General features: G+C 36.9%; 16 protein-coding genes and 1 pseudogene. 11 read left to right on the top strand and 6 right to left on the bottom strand.

All coding sequences use genetic code 11. The annotated features are described in order from the left end of the window. Positions 1-4: 4 nt before the first annotated feature. The 6 genes from G530_RS0109070 to G530_RS0109045 all read left to right on the top strand — a co-directional run bounded on the left by G530_RS0109070 (position 5) and on the right by G530_RS0109045 (position 6,392). Positions 5-1,846: a PLP-dependent aminotransferase family protein gene (locus tag G530_RS0109070; RefSeq protein WP_026934232.1), complete on the top strand. Its 1,842-nt coding sequence runs from the start codon at positions 5-7 to the stop codon at positions 1,844-1,846. A gap of 326 nt (positions 1,847-2,172) precedes the next feature. After that, positions 2,173-2,535 carry a DoxX family protein gene (locus G530_RS0109065; RefSeq protein ID WP_422678746.1) on the top strand — a complete coding sequence of 121 codons (363 nt, stop codon included), beginning with the start codon at positions 2,173-2,175 and terminating at the stop codon, positions 2,533-2,535. Positions 2,536-2,538: 3 nt separating this feature from the next. Next, positions 2,539-3,018: a MarR family winged helix-turn-helix transcriptional regulator gene (locus tag G530_RS0109060; RefSeq protein WP_026934230.1), complete on the top strand. Its 480-nt coding sequence runs from the start codon at positions 2,539-2,541 to the stop codon at positions 3,016-3,018. A gap of 2 nt (positions 3,019-3,020) precedes the next feature. Beyond that, positions 3,021-4,004 (top strand): NADP-dependent oxidoreductase, encoded by a 984-nt coding sequence (locus tag G530_RS0109055; protein ID WP_026934229.1) that lies wholly within the window; start codon positions 3,021-3,023, stop codon positions 4,002-4,004. 45 nt (positions 4,005-4,049) lie between these two features. Further along, the gene (locus G530_RS0109050) at positions 4,050-4,679 is read left to right on the top strand and encodes an SDR family oxidoreductase (protein WP_026934228.1); all 630 of its coding nucleotides are present in this window, start codon (positions 4,050-4,052) and stop codon (positions 4,677-4,679) included. Between the two features lie 210 nt (positions 4,680-4,889). Beyond that, positions 4,890-6,392, top strand: a complete 1,503-nt coding sequence (locus G530_RS0109045) for an MltF family protein (protein ID WP_035716058.1) — start codon at positions 4,890-4,892, stop codon at positions 6,390-6,392. Here G530_RS0109045 and G530_RS0109040 read toward each other — a convergent pair. Next, a complete protein-coding gene (locus G530_RS0109040; RefSeq protein ID WP_026934226.1) occupies positions 6,384-10,871 on the bottom strand; it encodes an ATP-binding cassette domain-containing protein in 4,488 nt (1,495 codons plus the stop codon). The genes G530_RS0109045 and G530_RS0109040 overlap by 9 nt on opposite strands. Positions 10,872-11,091: 220 nt before the next feature. Here G530_RS0109040 and G530_RS0109035 point away from each other — a divergent pair, with 220 nt between their 5' ends. Together G530_RS0109035 and G530_RS0109030 are read left to right on the top strand one after the other, a co-directional pair. Next, positions 11,092-12,507 carry an MBL fold metallo-hydrolase gene (locus G530_RS0109035; RefSeq protein WP_026934225.1) on the top strand — a complete coding sequence of 472 codons (1,416 nt, stop codon included), beginning with the start codon at positions 11,092-11,094 and terminating at the stop codon, positions 12,505-12,507. A gap of 88 nt (positions 12,508-12,595) precedes the next feature. Further along, the gene (locus tag G530_RS0109030; protein ID WP_051199743.1) at positions 12,596-12,967 is read left to right on the top strand and encodes a rhodanese-like domain-containing protein; all 372 of its coding nucleotides are present in this window, start codon (positions 12,596-12,598) and stop codon (positions 12,965-12,967) included. Positions 12,968-13,024: 57 nt separating this feature from the next. On the opposite strand, the gene G530_RS0109025 is transcribed toward G530_RS0109030, so the two are convergent. From G530_RS0109025 to G530_RS0109010, 4 genes are all read right to left on the bottom strand, one after another. After that, the gene (locus tag G530_RS0109025; RefSeq protein ID WP_026934223.1) at positions 13,025-13,663 is read right to left on the bottom strand and encodes a thioredoxin family protein; all 639 of its coding nucleotides are present in this window, start codon (positions 13,661-13,663) and stop codon (positions 13,025-13,027) included. 16 nt (positions 13,664-13,679) lie between these two features. Then, positions 13,680-14,279 carry a TlpA disulfide reductase family protein gene (locus G530_RS0109020; RefSeq protein WP_051199742.1) on the bottom strand — a complete coding sequence of 200 codons (600 nt, stop codon included), beginning with the start codon at positions 14,277-14,279 and terminating at the stop codon, positions 13,680-13,682. A gap of 176 nt (positions 14,280-14,455) precedes the next feature. After that, positions 14,456-14,995, bottom strand: a complete 540-nt coding sequence (locus tag G530_RS0109015) for a DUF4494 domain-containing protein (protein WP_026934221.1) — start codon at positions 14,993-14,995, stop codon at positions 14,456-14,458. A gap of 186 nt (positions 14,996-15,181) precedes the next feature. After that, entirely contained in the window at positions 15,182-16,618 is a 1,437-nt protein-coding gene (locus tag G530_RS0109010) for a glycosyltransferase family 2 protein (protein ID WP_026934220.1), read from the bottom strand. Between the two features lie 395 nt (positions 16,619-17,013). Here G530_RS0109010 and G530_RS17825 point away from each other — a divergent pair. Beyond that, a pseudogene (locus G530_RS17825) lies at positions 17,014-17,244 on the top strand (VOC family protein); the annotation flags it as partial. A gap of 132 nt (positions 17,245-17,376) precedes the next feature. Here the strand turns inward: G530_RS17825 and G530_RS0109000 are convergent. Beyond that, positions 17,377-17,598, bottom strand: a complete 222-nt coding sequence (locus G530_RS0109000; protein WP_026934219.1) for a CDGSH iron-sulfur domain-containing protein — start codon at positions 17,596-17,598, stop codon at positions 17,377-17,379. A 233-nt stretch (positions 17,599-17,831) separates the two neighbouring features. Between G530_RS0109000 and pckA the strand changes: the two genes are divergently transcribed. Together pckA and G530_RS0108990 are read left to right on the top strand one after the other, a co-directional pair. Then, positions 17,832-19,409, top strand: coding sequence for a phosphoenolpyruvate carboxykinase (ATP) (pckA, locus tag G530_RS0108995; protein WP_035716054.1), 1,578 nt, complete (start codon positions 17,832-17,834; stop codon positions 19,407-19,409). A gap of 3 nt (positions 19,410-19,412) precedes the next feature. Continuing rightward, entirely contained in the window at positions 19,413-20,894 is a 1,482-nt protein-coding gene (locus G530_RS0108990; RefSeq protein WP_026934217.1) for an SLC13 family permease, read from the top strand. Positions 20,895-20,896: the final 2 nt, after the last annotated feature.

The raw sequence follows: 20,896 nt of genomic DNA, 5'->3' as shown, positions 1-20,896 counted from the left end.
AATGATGAAAGTGCCTAAAGTGACTAATTATTTAGAGGAGGTAATCGCAAATACGCCACAAGACTGGCTTAAACTTACCACCCACAGACTGGATATATACAATGAAGAATTGGCTAAGACAGAGTTCCTTAAGCAATTTGAAAACTTATATAAGAAAAATAATTCTGATAAAACTTCACTAAGCGAACTGCCTACTGCTTATGATTATATTCGATTAGGCCACCCATTATCAACAGTTCTGGAATGGGGAATTGCGAAACTGAATGATCTAAAGGCTGAAAATGTGATAAGTTTTTCTTCACAAACTATTCCTGTGATGGCCGTGCTTCGCAAGAATTTATTCGAAAAAAAAGACACTCAGATTTTATATAGCAAGGAATTACCAGGCTGCTTTGATTTTGAAGCATTGAAGCTAGTTTACGGTTATAATTTTGACCTGAAGAAAGTTGATAAAACTGAGGATCTTCCTGAATTTAATGGAAGTACCATATACATATCCCAGAATGATGATCTTACCGACCTTGCTCTTAACTCGAAAATTGATTTCCATATAAGTCTTCAAGGAGAATCTGGAAGTGTTTTGATAGTTAATGGCGACAAAAATGAAGATTATATTTCAGAGATCCAGCACGTAAGAAGAAGGGAAACTATCGCTATGACTCCGGCTGATTGTTATGCTACTTTAAAACAGTTAACAGGAAAGTCTTCAACCCGCAATAATTCCGATTTTACCACCAATAAAACTAAGGTTGTAGAATCGGTTCAGGCAATTACTGCTACTAGCTCAAAAGTTCTTTTAGGTTCCTGCGGATTATCAGTGCAATACGGAATTATGATGGGGCTTATTGAAGAGGCTCTGGAAAAATATAAAGGCAGGAAAATTAAAATTATAGTTCCTCCAAACTGTTATGGCGGGACCAACGATCAGGCCAGACGGGTGGCTGCATGTCTAGAAAATGTAGATATCCTTGACCTACCTGTAGATGGTAACAACGATATGGTGCAAAGCACAGATAAAGTTCTGGAGCAAGTGGCTAAAGAAGATGCAGTGCCTTATATCATTGCAGAGATCCCAACTAATCCCAGAGTAGAAGTTCCAGATCTGGAAAAATTAAGGGATGCTCTAAGTAAGGTTCGTAAAACTGAATCTGGTGATACCGCTATCGATCCGGTTTTTATACTGGATCAAACCTTCTGCCCTAACGTGCAATTTTGTGGTGAAGATGGAATACTCTCTACGATCAAAACTATTTCTTACGTGAGTGGATCAAAATTCCCAAGTGGCGGAAGATGTACAGCCGGCTATTGTGTCGCCAATCAAAAAGCTGAAAATTTATTAGATAATATCGAAAAGCATTTGCATCTCTGTGATAATGAAGCTACAGCATTGCAGGTTGAAATTTTAGCTGAGCAGTTGCCTTCTATGAATCAGAGGATCAAAGATGCCTATAAGAATACTCGCGAATTTGTGACCTTTATAGAAAACAAATTACCCGAAGCTAAGATCAATTTTGTTTCTGAAGAACTGGCAAAACAGGGATTCACTCCTTCGGTATTTTCTTTAGATCTTCCCACTAGAGGAAATACTCCTGAGGAAAGAGAAACTTATAAACGAGAGCTGAACCATAAATTGATCAAAATGATGATCACCCAGATACCCAATGAAAGTAAATACTGTGTGAGCTATGGTCAGTTAAAAGGATGTTACTGGACCATACCGGCAACTTCTACCCAGGGAACTACTAAAGAAGACGATAAGGATTATATTGCCCGTGTTTCAGTATCTCCAGACCTTGACCTGGAATTACATAAAAAAGTGTTTTCAGAATTTGTAGCACAACTTTAATACTATAAAGACTTTAAATTGTCTGAAATCTCTATCCCATTTCAAGAATGATAATTCTGATCTGGGATAGAGATTTTTTATTTTAAACATGTCTTCTGTATTCCATTCAGCATAAGATACTGGCTTATGTCTTCATTCATTTAAGGCATAAGGAGCCTTCCCCCTTCAAACGTTAAACCTATTCTAAACCTGCATCCAGAATCTGAGGTTTACTTTATATTTGTATCGTGCACGATATAATCGTGTTTATAAATACTAAAAAAGTGAATAATTTTATTCAAACATCAACTTTACAGAAAGTATTCAGGGTCATCCTTGCGATCTTTATGATCTATGCCGGCTTTAGTCATCTAACTTTTAACCGTATCGAATTTCAGAGTCAGGTGCCAGATTGGGTTCCTTTGAATAAAGACCTCGTGGTGATACTATCAGGAATTATAGAAATGATCATAGGTCTCAGTCTTTTATTCTGGAAGAATCAGCGTGTAAATGTTGGATGGTTGCTGGCTTTATTTTTCGTATTGATATTTCCGGGAAATGTTGCCCAGTACCTGGAAGGTAAAGATGCCTTTGGAGTATTAGATTCAGACCGGGCAAGACTCATCAGATTGTTTTTTCAACCGGTACTTATAGCTTGGGCTCTATGGTCTACCGGGGCATGGAAAGCATGGAGAACCTCAAAAGAATAGCAAATGGAAAAGCAAGAACAACTTAGGCTTGAAAATCAGATCTGTTTTCCTATTTATTCGGTTTCCAGACTCATCACAAAAGCATACAAGCCTTACCTGGATAAACTTGGATTAACCTATACTCAGTATTTGGTTTTACTGGTACTATGGGAAGAAAACAACTTATCTGTAAACAAGATTGGCAGTAAATTATTACTAAATACTAATACACTCTCTCCTCTTATAAAACGTATGGAGAAAAATGATCTTTTAACGCGAAGTCGTTCAATTGACGATGAACGAACCGTGTTAGTGAACCTTACAGAAAAGGGAGAAGCCCTTAAGGATCAGGCTTCCTCTATTCCGCAAAACCTATTAAATACTTTAACTAATGACGAGGTTGAACTTTCAGATATTATTCTTCTGAAAAAAACTCTGGATTCCTGGATCAATATACTTTCCAGAAATTCTGAAACTTCTTCTGTCGACGAAAACAATGAATAATTATGAAAGCATTACAAATAACTAAATACGGAGAAATAAAAGATAGCCTGAAATTTGCTGAAATTGATAAACCACACATTTCAGATTCTGAAATTTTAATTGAGGTTAAAGCCGCTGCACTGAATCCTATAGATTATAAAATAGTTCAGGGACACTTAAAGGAATTACTTCAACTTGATCTTCCAGTGACCATTGGTTACGATGTAAGCGGAAAAATCTCAGAGGTTGGTTCTAAGGTAAAAAACTTTAAAGTAGGAGATGAAGTTTACGCTAGGGTGCCACAGGAGTACATGGGTACGGTAGCAGAATTCGTAACTGTAGACAGCAGTGTAGTGGCACATAAACCTGAAAATGTAACTTTTGAAAAAGCCTCATCCCTGCCCCTAACCGGCCTTACTGCCATTCAGGCACTAGAGAAAGTGGGATTAAAAAAGGATGATAGGATCTTAATTCATGCAGGATCTGGCGGAGTAGGAAGTTTTGCTGTACAATATGCAAAAGCAAAAGGTGCTATCGTTTATACGACGACCAGCAGTACCAATCTTGATTGGGTGAAAGCCTTAGGAGCCGATAGAGTTATTGATTATAAGAATGAAGATTATAAAGAGGTTGCCCAGGATCTGGATATTGTATTCGATACTTTAGGTGATGACTTTACTTTTGAAGCCTTCGATATTATTAAAGAAGGCGGTAGTATTACTACAATAGTAGGTCCACCAGATGCTGATTCTGCCAAACAAATGGGAATAGACAATTATCAGCTACCTGAAAAACTAAGCAAACTAATTAAAGAAAAATCAGCTAATTACAAGCATACCTGGATGCAACCAGATGCAGAACAACTAAAAGAGATCAAAGAAATGGTGGAAGATCGTAAGATTAGACCAAGTATAGATCTCGTTTATTCTTTCGATGATGCCGTAAAAGCTTTCGAATATTTAGCAACGGGAAGAGCTCAAGGAAAGGTAATCGTTAGCATGGCATAAACTGCCAGGAATAAATAATGAAATTAATATTTGAAAAGAAGAATTATGAATAAGGAAAATGTATTAGTAGCCGGTGCCAATGGTACCACGGGAAGAATCATCATTGATCTTTTAAAAAAATCTGTGAATTATAACCCAATTGCAATGGTTCGTAAAAAAGAACAGAAGGAAGAATTTGAGGAAAATGATATTACTTCTATTCTTGCAGACCTTGAAGGAGATTTGAGCCAAACCACTAATAATATGCAGAAAGTGATCTTTGCTGCAGGTTCTAAAGGGAAAAATGTGCAAGGAGTTGATCAGGAAGGTGCTAAAAAACTAACTGATGCCGCAAAAAAGTCTGGAGTTTCCAAATTTGTAATGTTGAGTTCTATGGGAGCCGACAATCCTACTATTAGTGAGGATTTGAAAGATTATTTACAAGCTAAGCAGAATGCCGATGAGTATTTAAAGTCTAATGGTATTAACTATACCATCGTTAGACCAGGGGCATTAAATGATAATAAGGGTTCAGGAAAAATAAAACTGGACAGGAAACTTAACGAGATGGGAGAAATTCCGCGGGAAGATGTAGCTAAAACCCTGGTTGAAGTACTTGGTGAGCAGGTATGTCATAACGAGGTTTTTGAAATACTTTCAGGAGAAACTGATATTGAAAAAGCAGTGAGATCCTAGTATTATAATATTTATTTAATAATAAAGGGGGCTGAATTAAACCATTCAGCTCCTTTCTTAATTTTAAACAGTTATACCTATAATCTATTGCGTTTACTTCGGTTTTTGTATGAACTATTCAGGCCTTATTAGATCCCATCCAAATTAGAGGAATTAAATTTTTTTAACATTTTTTAAACAAGAACTATAATTATTTGTAATTTATCCGTCATGGATAGATTAACCTACGTCTACTTTATTGCACTTTTAATAGTACTCTCAGGCTGCTCAAAAGGGAGTGGAGGTTCAGGTAACAATAGTGGTTTCTTCAGCAATAATCAGGTAGATCCACCATATAACATCGCCAAAGATCTTAAAACCATCAAGGAAGAAGGCGTTTTACATGCAATAACCATTTATAATTCCACCAGCTATTTTCTATATAAAGGAACTCCAATGGGTTTTGAGTATGAGTTATTATCCCGTTTAGCTAAGGATCTGGACTTGGAACTAAAAATAACCGTAGCAGACAATATCAATGATCTATTTGATATGCTTAATAACGGAGAAGGTGACCTTATTGCCTTTGGGCTTACCATAACCGAGCCTAGAAAAAAACTGGTTAGTTTCACCAAAAATCACTACGTAACCCATCAAACTTTGGTTCAGAAAATGCCAGATAACTGGAGATCTTTACCTGGATATAAGATCGACAGGCAATTGATCTCGAATACCATTGAACTAATGAATGATACCGTATGGGTCAGGGAAAACTCCTCGTATGCTGAGAGACTTAAAAATCTACAGGACGAGATGGGTTCTGAAATTCCGGTGGAATATATAGATGGAAATATTACCACAGATGAAATAATTAAAATGGTGGTAGATGGTGAAATTGAAAGAACCGTAGCAGATTATAACATTGCCTCTATCAACAAAACTTTCTATCCTGTTCTAGATATTGATACCAGGATTTCCTTTGCTCAGCGAATTGCCTGGGCAGTTAGACAGAATTCTCCCGAGTTACTAAAAGCCATAAATAATTGGATTACCAAGGAGAAAAAAAGAGATGAGTATTATGTGATCTACAATAAATACTTCAAAAACAAGAAGTCTTACCGGGGAAGAATCCAGAGTGATTTTTACAGTAAGAATAGCAACAAGATCAGTAAATATGATGATATCATTAAAAATTACGCTTCAGATATAGGTTGGGATTGGAGATTCCTCTCTTCCCAGGTATATCAGGAGTCCGGATTTGATCCTCGATCTGTTTCCTGGGCCGGAGCCAGCGGACTTATTCAACTAATGCCGGAAACAGCTAAGGAAGTTGGTGTTAGTAATAGTTTTGATCCCCAACAAAATATAAAAGGCGGGGTGAAATATTTAAACAGGGTTCGTGAGCGATTTGATTCTGTAGAAGATTCTATCCAGAAAGTTAAATTCACTTTAGCCGCCTTTAATTGCGGTCCCGGTCACGTCCTTGATGCCATGCGTCTCGCAGAAAAGCATGGTAAAGATCCTAATATCTGGGATGAGAATGTGGAAGAATATATTCTGAAATTATCTGAAAAGAAATACTATCTCGACGAGGTAGTTAGACATGGTTATGCCAGAGGTTCTGAACCCTATAATTACGTGAGAGATATATTTCTACGTTATGAGCATTATAAGCAATTCATAAAAGAAGATATCGAAATTGCAATGTCAGAACATAATAAAGAATCAATTTAGAACCATCCCTACCCCTATTTTCTCTAATAAATAAGGGTTATGATCTATGATAAGAATATCGTTACTTTTGCTAAGTTTTTTAAGAATCGCGTATAGAAGATCAATATCGGCGTAATGTAAACCGGTACTCGGTTCATCCAAAATATAAAGGGAATCGGAATTTTCTTCCTGAAGCCAGTTCAGCAACAATAGTCGTTGTTTCTCCCCAGATGAAAGTGATTGCACTGGCTGATCCAGGCTTAAATGAGCCAAACCAATTTCATCCAGCTGTTCTAAGATCTGAAGATTTATTGTAGATGCCTCAACTTCTTGCAGCCATTGTATTAACTCCACAATATTCAAAGCAAGTACCTCAGCAATATTTTTAGATGCTACCGAGTGCTTCAGAATCTCTTTTTGAAACCGCTGCCCGTCACAAACTTCACATTTTCCTATAGAATTCGCTACAACATCCAGACTGGTTTCAATATAGCCTTTGCCTTTGCAGTTAGCACATTGACTCGATTTATTCTTATACGAAAAGTCACGAACCTTGAGTTCTGTTTCATTAGCGAAGACCTTACTAATATTCTTTAGCAGATCTAAATATGAAACCAACAAGGTATTGCGATGAGTACTTAGTTTTTTAGACTCAAAATAATAAGCACCAGAATATTCCTTTGGCAGGTCTATACTTTCACAATTAACCGGCTTTCGAGTATTAATACTGGGGATTAAAATATCTTTTACCAATGTTGTCTTCCCAATTCCAGATTTTCCGCTTATGGCAGTTATCCCACCTACGGCAATATGCAAGGAGTCTCTAACTAAAGTATGTTTAGACAATTGCTTTATTTCTATATTTTGCTCTCCTCTTACTAAATTGATAGGTTTAGATTCAGTTTCCAAAAAAGGATGAGAATTGTCTTTTTTAATAAAATCCTCGGGTGTGCCTTCATAGGTAATATATCCGCCTAACTTTCCGGCTTGTGGCCCAAGTTCAATTAAATTATCTGCGGAAAGTATGATCTCCTTATTATGCTCAATAACTACAACTGTATTTCCTTTTTCAATAAGTTCCTTTAAAATATTGATCAGGTCGGGAATATTATCATTAGACAATCCTGCTGAAGGTTCATCTAACAGATAAGTGATTCCTTTCAACGGACTATTTAGTTGTTTTATAAGTGCGACCCGTTGGTTTTCTCCTCCGGAAAGAGTAGAAGATCTACGATTGAGTTGCAGGTGATCTATATGCAATTGCCTGGCTCTTTTGATAGTATTGATCAAGTGAGGCTGGATCTTAGAAATAAGCTTTTGATCTATTTCTTCGTGGTCATCTTTAAAAATCCAATTTTCTAAAGTCTTAAAATCCATCAGCTTGATCTCATGAATAGATCTTTTTCCTATTTGAAATTCTAATCGTTCCGGCTTGAGCCCGCTTCCATTACAATGACTACATTCTGCCGGAGAGAAAAGTGCCTTAAGCTTTTCAATATTCTTATTCTTTCTAGTCTTATAGTATTCGTCTTTTAAATAATAGAAAAGCCCTTCCCACGGCATTTTAATTGCCTGAGCTCCTTCCCGGGTTTTGGTTTTGAATTTCCAGCTCGTTTCCCAAACCTTTTCACCCGTACCATTAAACAAAATATCCTTTTGTTTTTCCGTAAGATCTTTGAAAGGAGTTTCCAGGGTGAATCCATATTTACTACTTAGCTCCCCTACGATCGCCATATACTGACTTCCTGCATGGCCATAATAAGACAATGATTTGTTGTGCTCTAAGAGACCATGTGCTATACTCTTGTTCTCATCCAGGATTAACTTATTAGTATCGGGAAGCAATTCTTCTCCATAACCATCACATATAGCACATTTTCCAAGTTCATGATTATTTGAAAAATGGCTGGCAGATAATTGTTTGCCTTCATACTGTGCTTTCCTTGAAAAGGCAAAACGTAGGATCTTTTCGATTCCCGTTTGTTTAGCAATATCTGAGCGCTCAGTAAAACTTTTCTCTTTTCGAGTTACACAAATCGTAGGACTAAGTCCTTCTACATTCTCTACCTCCATTTGAAAATTCACCCCAACTCTGGATTGCTGATAAGATGAAAACTGTTTGGTCATTTCCTGGAGACCGTATCCATGCAATGTATCGATGGCTAGTGAAGATTTACCTGAACCTGAAATCCCCGTTATTACAGATAATCTATTCTTCGGAAGGTCAAGGTCCAGATCTTTAAGATGATGAGTCCTTGCACCTCTTACAGATATAATATCCTTACGCTGATCTGCAGGTACTTTCAGGTCCTGCACCTGAGTATTTAAAGCATTATCCACCAGAGTATCGCATAAAGATTTAAAAAGCGGATGATTTTCAAAACAGATGATTCCTGCAGTCTGTTCTTTTAGCTTATGTAATGCTGCAATAAGCTGCCTAACATTTTTCTGATGTAAACCTATACTCGGTTCTTCCAGCAGTAAAAGCGTATTTTTTGATTGTTTAGCAAAATGCTTGGTTAGTTTTATTCGCTGAGCTTCCCCTCCGGACAGAGTATTTGAAGGCTGACCAAGTTTGATGTAGCCCAATCCCAGCTGTAACATTAAAGACAAAATTTTGGTGATCTTCTTCTCTTCTGAAAAGAAAGCATTAGCTTCTTCAATACTGAGATCATAGATATCTGCAATATTTTTTTGATTCCAGTGAACCTGTAACACTTCAGGCTTAAATCGCTTACCATTACAGGTAGGACATACTTGGTTTATCGTACCCATCACGTTCATGGAAAGCGTAATAACCCCTGCTCCTTCACAGGTTTCACATCTTCCACTTTTATTATTGAATGAAAAAGCTCCTTTAGCAAGGTTTAGAGATTTCGCTTTCGGAGATTTGGCTAGCAGGTCGCGAATCTTATCTGCCAAACCAGTATAGGTAGCAGGATTACTTCTGGGTGTTTTACCAATTGGCTGATCTGATACTATTATTTCTTTCAAATCCTTCTTCCTGGTAAATAAAGTGATCTTCTCAAGTATCTCGTTTGTTTTTCTACTGATAACGGTCAATTCTCCATGTTCAGGCCGAAATGAACTTAACGACTCTGACTTTGACTCATTTTGAGAAATGGAATTAGATTTCTTTAATTCAATTAAGGTTGGACTTTTCAGCTCTTTTGTATCTAAAAATTGAGTGATTGGTCCATTAAAAATTATTTCACCACCATTTACCCCGGCTTCAGGACCTAATTCTATGATCCAGTCTGCAGTCCTGATAAAATTCAGATCGTGTTCTACGACCATTACCGTATTGCCACGACTAATTAACCGGTTAAGAATGTGACGTAAATACTTTTGATATTCCTCAGACAAACCAATGGAAGGTTCATCAAATACATAAAGAATTCCCTGTAAATTAGAATTCACCTGTTTGATAAGTTTTATACGTTGTGCATCCCCTGAAGAAATATCTGAACTCGGTGTGCTCAAACTATATTCTTCCATTCCAAGCCTTATAAGATCAAACAATTGTGTGCATATCTTATCAACTAATACCTTTTCACCATCACTCAGTTTATGGCTGTTTAACCTGTCATATAGATCATTTAAAGGCAGATCCATCCATTCCTTAAAATTCAGTCCATCCCATTCGAACTTCAGATGCTCCTTTTTTATACGTGCACCCTTACAATTGGGACAAACATGGGAACTAACGAACCTTAATATGTTCTTATTTCTATCCAATTTTAGAATGTTACTCATAATAGGAAGCATGCCTTTATAGTAACCTTCTTCACGAGGCTTTGCCTTCAAACCTTTCCACCGAAGTCGGGATTCAATACTATGTTTTCCATAGAAGACTTTAATTCGGTCACTTCCATTTAAAACCACATCCTTTTGCTCTTCAGTAAGATCTTTCCAGGGGATATCCACGCTAAAGCCATGTTCTTGGCATACCTTGTTCATTTCATCTACCGTGATCTGGGAATAAACAATATATCCATTTGGTAAAGTAGTGGTAATAGCACCTTCACGCAGCGTTTTATTTTCATCTCCCACAAGTTTATCCAGATCTATATATTCTGCTTCACCAATTCCACGACATTTTTCGCAGGCGCCTTTGGGATGATTAAAAGAGAATAGAGATTTACTCATTTTCTCCTTTCCGGAATAACGGGCAAATAAGATTCTGAAAATAGCTGCAAGTTCAGAGAGCGTACCAAAAGTGGTATTTATTGACTGAAAGCGTTTAGATTGTTCTACTTTTATTACCGGCGGCAAACCTTCAATATCATCAACCTCTGCAGTAGGGATGGATTGGGCATTTTGCTGATTATATGCCGGCAGACTTTCCAGAAAATAGCGATAACCTTCATTCGCAATAACATCCATTGCCAGAGATGATTTCCCGGAACCAGAAAGGCCGGTCACAACAATCAACTGATTTTCAGGAATACTTAGATCAATATTTTTAAGGTTATTCTGGTGGGCATTGATAATGCGCATAAAGGCTTATGTTTTCTCTATTTCTAAAAAATTAAAGATAGCAAGATATTAAAGGCGTGAGAAAAATTTAGGCTATATCAAAAGATATTCTGCACTATTAAGATGGAATGTAATTTAAGTTACGTAATACTTAAAAATCCCTTTTTATATTTGAAGCTGAAATTAGATACCCAAAGGTTTTCTATAATGATGAGAAAGCTTTAGTCTGAAATACAATAGAATGAAAATAGAACAAATTTATACAGGTTGTCTTGCCCAGGGCGCCTATTATATAGAAAGCAATGGCGAAGTGGCAATTATAGATCCACTTCGTGAAGTACAGCCATATATCGATAAAGCAAATGATGCGGGAGCAAAGATCAAATATATTTTTGAGACTCATTTTCATGCAGATTTTGTTTCAGGGCATGTAACACTTTCAGAAAAAACCGGAGCACCAATTATTTATGGGCCAGATGCTAATCCAGACTTTGAGGCGATTATTGCAAAAGACGCTCAGGAATTTAAATTAGGAGAAATTACTTTTGTAGTACTACATACGCCAGGTCACACTATGGAGAGCACTACCTATCTTCTTGGCGATAAGGATGGAAAAGATCATGCCCTTTTCACAGGCGACACTCTTTTCTTAGGTGATGTAGGACGTCCAGATCTTGCTCAGAAATCAGCCAGCATGACTCAGGAGCAACTCGCAGAAACCTTATATGACAGCCTTAGAAATAAGATCATGCCGCTGGCAGATGATATTACTGTATATCCTGCTCACGGTGCCGGTTCTGCCTGCGGAAAGAATATGATGAAGGAAACTGTAGATACCCTGGGGAATCAAAAAAAGATGAATTACGCCCTCCGAGCAGATATGACGAAAGAAGAGTTCGTAAAAGAAGTTACAGACGGCTTACTACCTCCTCCGGCCTATTTCCCGATGAATGTAAAACTGAATAAAGAAGGATATAAGGATATTGATGAAATAATGGCAAAAGGAAGAAGCGCCTTAAGTCCTGAAGCTTTCGAAGCTGCCGCTAATGAAACTGGAGCAGTAATGCTTGATATTCGTCACCAGGGTGAATTTGCAGAAGGTCATATTCCGGGATCGATATTTATTGGTCTGGATGGTGGTTTTGCGCCATGGGTTGGAGACCTTATCAAGGATGTGCAACAGCCTATTCTTCTTATAGGTAACGAAGATAGAATTGAAGAAGCGATCACTAGGCTTTCCAGAGTTGGATTCGACAATACTTTGGGATATCTTGAAGGTGGATTCGAAACCTGGAAAAATGCAGGAAAGCTAATAGATACTGTAAAATCTATTACTGCTGAAGAATTTAAAACAGATCTGGAGCGAAATACCGATGCGCCGGTATTCGATGTTAGAAAACCGGGGGAATTCCAGGCTGAGCATGTTGAAAAAGCTCAGCATACCGCTCTGTCTGAATTAAATGAACATTTATCTGAATATCCTGAAAATAAAGAATTCTATATTCATTGTGCCGGGGGTTATCGCAGTATGATCGCAGCTTCTATTTTAAAGAGCCGTGGAATTCATAACTTAATTGATGTAAAGGGAGGTTATAAAGCGATAAAAGAAGCAGGTATTAAGGTTACAAATTATGTATGTCCTTCTACTCAGAAATAGTTCTGATATTTCTAGATAATTGTAAGTAAATCAGGTTTCTTTCTAAATAAATTCAGAACTTTATAAATATTCAGTTATAGATCTAACAATGAAAAAAGTATTATTGATCATGTCCTTATTCAGTTCGTTTTTCGGTGCAAAGGCTCAGGAAGATAATGTGATAGAACTTTTATCTCCTGCCGAGTTTATATCCTGTACAAATCATGATGATGTCCAGTTTATTGATGTCCGTACCCAGAAGGAATTCGCTGCGGGCGTGATAAATAACCCAATAAACCTGGACTACAACCAACAAAAAACTTTTCTGGAAGGTCTTAAAGATCTGGACAAAAATAGGCCGGTTTATGTGTATTGTCAGGCTGGAGGAAGAAGTGCTAAAGCAGCTAAGATCTTGAAGAAAAATGGTTTTCAGAAGGTTTACGACCTTCATGGAGGCTATTCATCAATATCTAAGAAATAACTCTAGACAGAAAAGCAGGTACCAATTACGGAACCTGCTCTCTAGAATGTGCTTTTTTTAAGCGGTTTTAATACCGCAACCCACGGCTTTAGTAGTTGTTGTAGAGGGTTGATTGCCTTTTTCAAGTGCCTTAATTGCCTCCTCTACGAATTTTTCTTCTACACCAGATTCATCTCGAGGACTATCGTCAATTGCACCATGATACCTTAAAACTTTATTAGAGTCAACTAAATAGACTTCAGGTGTTTTAGTGGCACCATATTGAGGAAAGACTTTCTGGCCTTCATCAAAAAGGTATAAAAAAGGAAATCCTTTTTCTTTAGCATTTGCCTTCATTGCCTCAAAACTATCACCAGACTGTACTGCCGGATCATTAGGTTGAATCGCAACCACAGGGTAGCCTTTTGATGAAAAGGTATTATGAAGCTCTATAAGACGATTTTCATTTGCTTTGGCATATGGACAGGTATTACAGGTAAAAACAAGGATATAACCTTTTGGATCTTCGCCATTAGCATCTTTTATATTGTTGAAAGAATACATCTTTCCATCAATATTTTTAAGATTGAAATCGGGAGCTGTATCCCCTATTTCAATTCCGTAATTACAGGGCGCTGATGTATTATTCCAGATCGTATGTACGCTAAAGGACATCAAAAATAAAGCGGCAACAATTAGTAAGAATGATTTTTTCATCACGAATATATTTAGTTTATAAAAATGGTTCAACTATATCTATAAGCTCTTCGGTACTTTCAAAGGTTCTTTGAAATAATTCCTTACGTTTCCGGTTAAAAACATATGTCGCAGGAATAGCGCCAGACCAATGGGGCGATACTTTATCTATCCAATCATTATATTTACCGTCAAGAAGTACTACCACGTTAGATTCGATCTGCTGCTCTTTCGCGAATGAAACCAGTTTAGTTTTCACATCCTTCGGAAAGTCCAGACTTACCAACACCAGTTTCACCTTTTGATCTTTATAAGTAGAATCTAATTCCTTAAAATAAGGGATTTCTTTTATACAGGGTTTACACCAAGTCGCCCAGAAATTAACTACATAAGTTGTATCATTTTTAACGTTTAGCAAAGGCTCCATATCCTTAAATTTCTCGTAAACTGGAATCCCTTCAGCATAGAAACTGGGGTTTGCTTTTTTTGATTCTTCAGTTATGGTAGATCCATTTAATTTTGAAACCACACCATCATTTTTTGGAGTCTTTTTATTCTGACATCCGATAACTGAAATTAAAAAGACAGCAAAAAGTAGATTATAAAATTGGCTATAGATGGATACTTCTTTCATCATTTAATGTAGAATGCAGATTACTAAAAATACACTATAATACTCAAAACAGGTTATTCATGATCTTAAATAATCAAATTTTGATGTAAATGTCTATTGTGGTGAAGTAAAGTAAACAACATAAAAAAAGCACCTGGAAACATCCAGATGCTTATTATAAAATGCCTTATAGCTAAAACCTATACTTCGGCTTCCTCGTGCTTCTGTTCTTCTTCTTTATCTGCTTCAGCATCTTCTCCCACTTCAGAAGTCTCCAGCACATTAAATTTTTCTAGTTGCTCCTCTTCCCCTGTAAAATATGGAAAGACGTCTAAAATAGGTGATTCTGTAATAGATGGAATAGTATAATCGCCCATAGTATCTTCCAACGCCTGAGTGGTGTTTTCAAAAGCTTCCTTTACATCGTTGGCCTGAACAAGTAAATAGATGTTCGATTTTCTTTCCTTTCCACTTTCTTCATCTAATGCGATCAGGGATACTTTGGATTTGAACCATCTATCTGAATTTTCAAATGGATGAACTTCAGAAAAGTTCGCAACCTTGATATTCATAATCCTGAAATCCTCGCTGGTATAGGCCTTCATTTCTTCAGTGATCCTGGATTCTGCTTCTGTATAAGAAACCGCATCCAGTAAATATGTATCTGTAGTCACTTTTTGTTCTCCTGTTTCGTGTGTTTTTCTGTATTTCACCTTACACTCATACCAAATTACGCTCATGTCATTTTATTTTAGGACGCCAAATATAAATTTTTAAACCTGCCTTTTTACTTGCTTATAGGATAGAAAATCAACAAAAAATTTAGCTTCCAGAAGCTGAAGCGATTACAGGTCCAAATTTATTTTTCAACCATAAAAAAAGGGAACCCTTAATCGATTCCCTTTTTTATTAAAATTAAATTCTGCTTATTTTTTATCTGTAAGTTCACGGGTTAACCAACCTCTTCTACTAGCTGTAGCAATGGCATAAGGTGTTATCCAGAACAATCCGAAGGTATATAAAAGACTATAAGAATACGCCCAGAATGATTCTGATAGTTTATAACGTTTTGCATAGAATAATACCGGGAAACTAGACCAGATTAGGATACTCAATAAGGTTGAGCTCAGGAATAATATGGGATGAGTAAAAATGAAGAAGAACATCAATAATATTACTGGATAGCTCATTATTAACTTTAATATCTGGTTCAGAAATAAAATTCTTATCCCCAGTTTTCTACCCTCACGGAAATCTGTAAACACATATTTAGCCATATTAAGATTCTCGCGTACATTGCTCCTACCCCATCTAATGAACATCTTATAAAGTCCGGTATATTTCTCAGGTACATTTGTATAGGCATACGCATTTCTTTGAAATTGAACATGATATCCCTGTTTCAAGATCATATTGGTCATGGCTCTATCTTCCCCTATATCTGAGGGATTACCCATAAAAGTCTGATTGATCCAGTCGTCAAGGCATGCAAACACAGCTTCACTTCTATAAGCCGCCAAAGCTCCAGGAGTACATAATACAGATTCAAGAGTACTTTCAGCCGAACGAACAAATTCAAAACTCAAAACAAAACTTACATCTAGCATCTTAGGCAGCAATGCCTTTTGCTCGTTGTTCAGCACCCGGATATTTCCTGCAACAGCACCACACTTCTTATTTACAACAAACGGACTCACAAGATTTCTCAAGGTATCCTTTGCTACTATAGAGTCACTATCTACCGTCACAAAAATTTCCCCATTACCTAGGTTAAAACCACGGTAAAGGGCATGACGTTTTCCTTTATTCACCGGTTGCTGATAAATAGCCAGCCTGGATCCAAGAACTTTTTTAGCTTCCTGCATCCAGTACCATGTGTCATCTTTACTCCCGTCGTCTATTGCCAGTAACTGTAATTTCTCTTCCGGATAATCACTCTCGGCCAGACTCATTAAAGTAGCCCAAACCTGTTTTCCCTCATTATAAGCCGGAACAATCACCGTAGTGGTTGGTAAGTTATTGTCCTCAACACCCTCTACAGGTTTATATTTAAAATACAGATAAAGATTATAGAAAAAGAAACCTGCCTTGAAAAGAAATAACCCGGCGGCAATTATAAAAAATGCAAATCCCCAGGAGGAGTTAAACCTATCGAGGCGATATTGTGCAAAGTCACTCTGCAAGGTAAAAGCAATATACGCTGCAATAAGCAGGATAATAAAGCTTATAGCTCTAACCAACACCCCTTTCATGTTCTTTGGGCTAGTTAAGTCCGGTTCCTCCTTATTAAAAAATGGCTTCTCGTTTAAATTTTTTTTCTCTACCGAAGAAGAATTACCAGTTTGATCTTTATTGATTTTCATTTTTAAACTTTAATAAAAGTTGATTTTCATAGAGCCTACCTGAATTAAGTGACCCCACTCGGACATAACAATCCACGTGCCATTTTGTAATGCACTATATATTAACGCATTGCAATTCTCTAAGATTTAATAGTGTAGAGTTTTAGCACACTCGTATATACACAATTGCTACTTTCTAAATATCAGAATACTATAACAGGTATTTCTTATTTTGAACGCGCAAGATTACGACAAGTGTCATTAATTTCAACTTAAAAAATGAAGAATTTTCTGATGAGAAAGTTGGGCATTTATTATAGTGTACAAGTAATTCGAAATTAAATGGATTCTTTACAAATTAATCTAGGCTGGAGATAAAAAACTGCTATTTCATACTGAGAGCTCCAAAAGCATATTGGGAGCAATTTGAAATTACTCATATGTATACATCAGATGGTATCGGAATTGAATTATTCTCTTTTCCTCATGGTAAAAAAGAGGCACCAGAATTTAATCCTTTCAATACTGGGTTATTTCATTTTTGCGTTCAGGAGCCGGATATTTAAGCTTTAATAGATAAGATTGTAGCCTACGGAGGACAACAAAGCATGCCTACTAGGGAATATTATCCAAATGAGAAGCCATATTAGATGTGTTATGTTGAAGATCCCTTTGGGATTGTATTCGAGTTAATTTTGAGAATTTTACTTTTATTCTAATTGAATATAAAAACGAGCATAACTCTAATGAGAAATGCTCGTTTAATGATTTATTAGCTACTATTTTTTTGGCGGAAGATCAAAAGCTTCTGCATTATGCTCAAAATGATTTCTGTGAGCTCCATCACAAAAAGGTTTATTTTTAGATAATCCACATCTACACAGTGAAACCTGTTCTCTACCTCCAAGGTCGTATACATTACCCTCTTTATCTACTATTTCAAAATCACCCTGAACTTTTAAAGATCCGTTACTTAGAACCGTAAGTTTTGTTTTAGACATTACTATTATTTAAGATTAATTATTTTTTCCTGGTCTATTTAAACCGGGTTTCAAATATGGTTTAAAAAGCTGAATTCCCTTCTATGATCTGGGGTGATTTTAATAGAAAAGGCTATAAATAGAAAACAGGATTCGTTAAATCTTGATAAAATTCATTAAAAAACTTTAAACTATAAGGTTTTCGTAATAATTTACACATATTGCTAAGCATTAATTATCAAAAATTTAAAAGTATGAATACTGAAAATTCAAATTCTAAAGTCTTTTTTCAGTTAGACCCTGAAGAATTAACTAATATAACCCTTGATAAAAATGAAGGCCAAATAACCGATTCTGGTAGCCTCGCCATTAATACTGGTGAATTTACCGGCAGGTCCCCTAAGGATCGTTTTATAGTTAAAGATGAGCTTACTGAAGATAAAGTTGATTGGGGAGAAATTAATATGCCTTTTAGCACTGAAGATTATCTTCAGTTAAAACAGGAAGTTCTCAATTATTTAGAGGATAAAGATGTTTTTAAAAGATTCGCCTACGCCGGGGCACTGGAAGAATACCGGTTAAACCTTGAAGTTATTACAGAACATCCATGGAGCAACCTTTTCGCTTATAATATGTTTCTAAGGCCTGATAAAGCTGAACTGGATAGCTTCAAAAAAGACTGGACTGTAATAGATGCTCCTGGTTTTTTAGCAGATCCTGGAAAACATAATACAAGGCAGTCTAATTTTGCCGTGATCAGTTTTAAAGATAAAACGGTACTAATTGGCGGTACAGGATATACCGGAGAGATCAAAAAAGGAATTTTCTCAGCTCTTAATTTTATTCTACCAGTAGAGCATCATGTATTACCTATGCATTGTTCTGCAAACGTTGGTAAAGACGATGACACAGCTATATTCTTTGGATTATCTGGCACCGGAAAAACCACACTTTCTGCAGATCCTTCCAGAAAACTAATTGGCGATGACGAACACGGCTGGACTCCAGATGACAGGATATTCAATTTTGAAGGAGGTTGTTACGCTAAGGTTATAAACCTGGATAAAGAGTCGGAACCGGATATTTTTAATGCTATTAAAAAAGGATCTCTCCTGGAGAATGTAATTATTCATGACGGGAAGGTCGATTTTGCCGATACTTCTATTACCCAGAATACAAGGGTAAGTTATCCTATTCATCATATTAATAATATCCAGAAACCTTCTGTTGGAGAAAATCCTAAAAATATATTCTTTTTAACCGCCGATGCGTTTGGAGTTTTGCCCCCCGTTTCAAAACTCACATCAAATCAAGCGGCTTATCATTTTATCTCAGGCTACACTTCAAAAATTGCGGGAACTGAAGCCGGCATCGTTGATCCTGTACCATCTTTCTCGGCCTGTTTTGGAGCACCATTTATGCCATTACACCCTGCGGTCTATGCTGAAATGCTGAGCGAAAAAATAGATAAGAGCGGGGCAAACGTATGGTTGATCAACACCGGATGGACCGGTGGTGCTTATGGTGTAGGAAGTCGTATAAAACTGAAGTACACCAGGGCGATGGTAAATGCTATATTAGATGGCGAACTGGATCCTAAATATTCTTATGAAAAATATCATATTCATTCTGTATTTGGAGTGGCCCAGCCTCGAAGCTGTCCAGGAGTTCCAGATAAGGTATTGAGCCCTCGTGCTACCTGGGATGATGACAAAGCATATTATACCGCAGCATTTAAATTATCTAATGCTTTCAGAAAGAATTTCGAAAAATTTGAGGCAGAAGCGAATGAAGATATTCGACGAAGCGGACCTCAGCGATTCGATTTTTAATTTATGAGAATTAAGAAAAATTTATTCCTCATTCTGGGTCCTTTATTATTTCTAATTCTACAAAGTATAGAAGGACCCAAGGGAATGCCTGAATCTGCATGGGATGTTTTAAGCGCTACCCTTTGGATTGCATTATGGTGGGTTACCGAAGCAGTCCCTATCGCAGTTACCGCATTACTGCCTATTGTATTATTTCCATTAACTGGAGCTTTAGACCTTTCTACAACAACGGCTTCGTATGGTCATAAATACATTTTCCTTTATATGGGTGGTTTCATCCTGGCCATAGCTATAGAAAAATGGAACCTGCACAAAAGAATTGCGCTTCATATTATTAATTTAATTGGGACCAATATTAGAAATATTATCCTCGGCTTTATGGTCGCTACGGCATTTTTGTCAATGTGGATATCTAATACCGCCACTTCGGTAATGATGTTACCAATTGGAATGTCTATAGTTTCACAGCTTAAAGACAATCCTAATACCAAAAATCATGAAACCAAGGTCTTCGGAAAAGCTTTAATGCTAAGTATTGCTTATAGTGCATCTATTGGCGGAATCGCGACACTAATAGGAACTCCTCCAAACCTGGTTTTTGCGGGATATATTCAGGAAGTTTATAATATAGATATCAGCTTTTTCCAATGGCTCAAATTTGGACTTCCCATATCTATTACCCTGCTTATAGTTTCCTGGTACTATATAACCAGTTTTGCTTTCAATTTTAAACATAACAAATTCCCTGGCGGAAAAAAGGAAATTCAGCGGTTGGTCTTAGAACTAGGTCCAATGAAAAGGGAAGAAAAAATTGTTATGATAGTTTTTGTATTAACGGCTATTTGCTGGATCACCCGATCTTTTATTCTTGAAAAATTCCTGCCGGGAATAGACGATACGATCATAGCGATGATCGCAGCAATAACCTTATTCACGATAAGTTGTGGAAAAGATGGAGATAGAATTATAGACTGGAAAGAGGCAGTTAAATTACCCTGGGGCATTATTCTTCTTTTTGGAGGTGGAATGGCCCTGGCTTCAGGTTTCGAAGTTTCGGGGTTAGCCCGTTGGATAGGAATGCAAATGACTATGCTTGATACTTTACCGTTAATATTATTGATATTGATCGTAATTTTTAGTGTAAATTTTATAACCGAGCTCACCTCGAATCTCGCAACTACCGCCATGTTGCTTCCAATCCTGGCACCAATTGCATTAAAACTGAATCTGAACCCATATATGCTTTTAGTTGCCACAACGGTTGCCGCCTCATGTGCTTTTATGTTACCTGTGGCCACACCACCAAATGCAGTAGTATTTGGTTCAGGATATTTAAGAATCCCGGATATGGTAAGAACCGGGATCTTTATGAACCTGATTTCTATTCTTTTTCTAACAGCAATGGTTTATTTCATGCTCCCTCTTATCTGGGATTTCGATCCCTTCGGTTTTAGTGAGCAATTTCAATTAGAAAAGTCAAAATAGGT

The sequence above is a fragment of the Christiangramia echinicola DSM 19838 genome (assembly GCF_000423065.1).
GTDB lineage: Bacteria > Bacteroidota > Bacteroidia > Flavobacteriales > Flavobacteriaceae > Christiangramia > Christiangramia echinicola.
The sequence above is the reverse complement of the archived record's forward strand: the minus strand, read 5'-3'. Positions and strand labels throughout refer to the sequence as shown.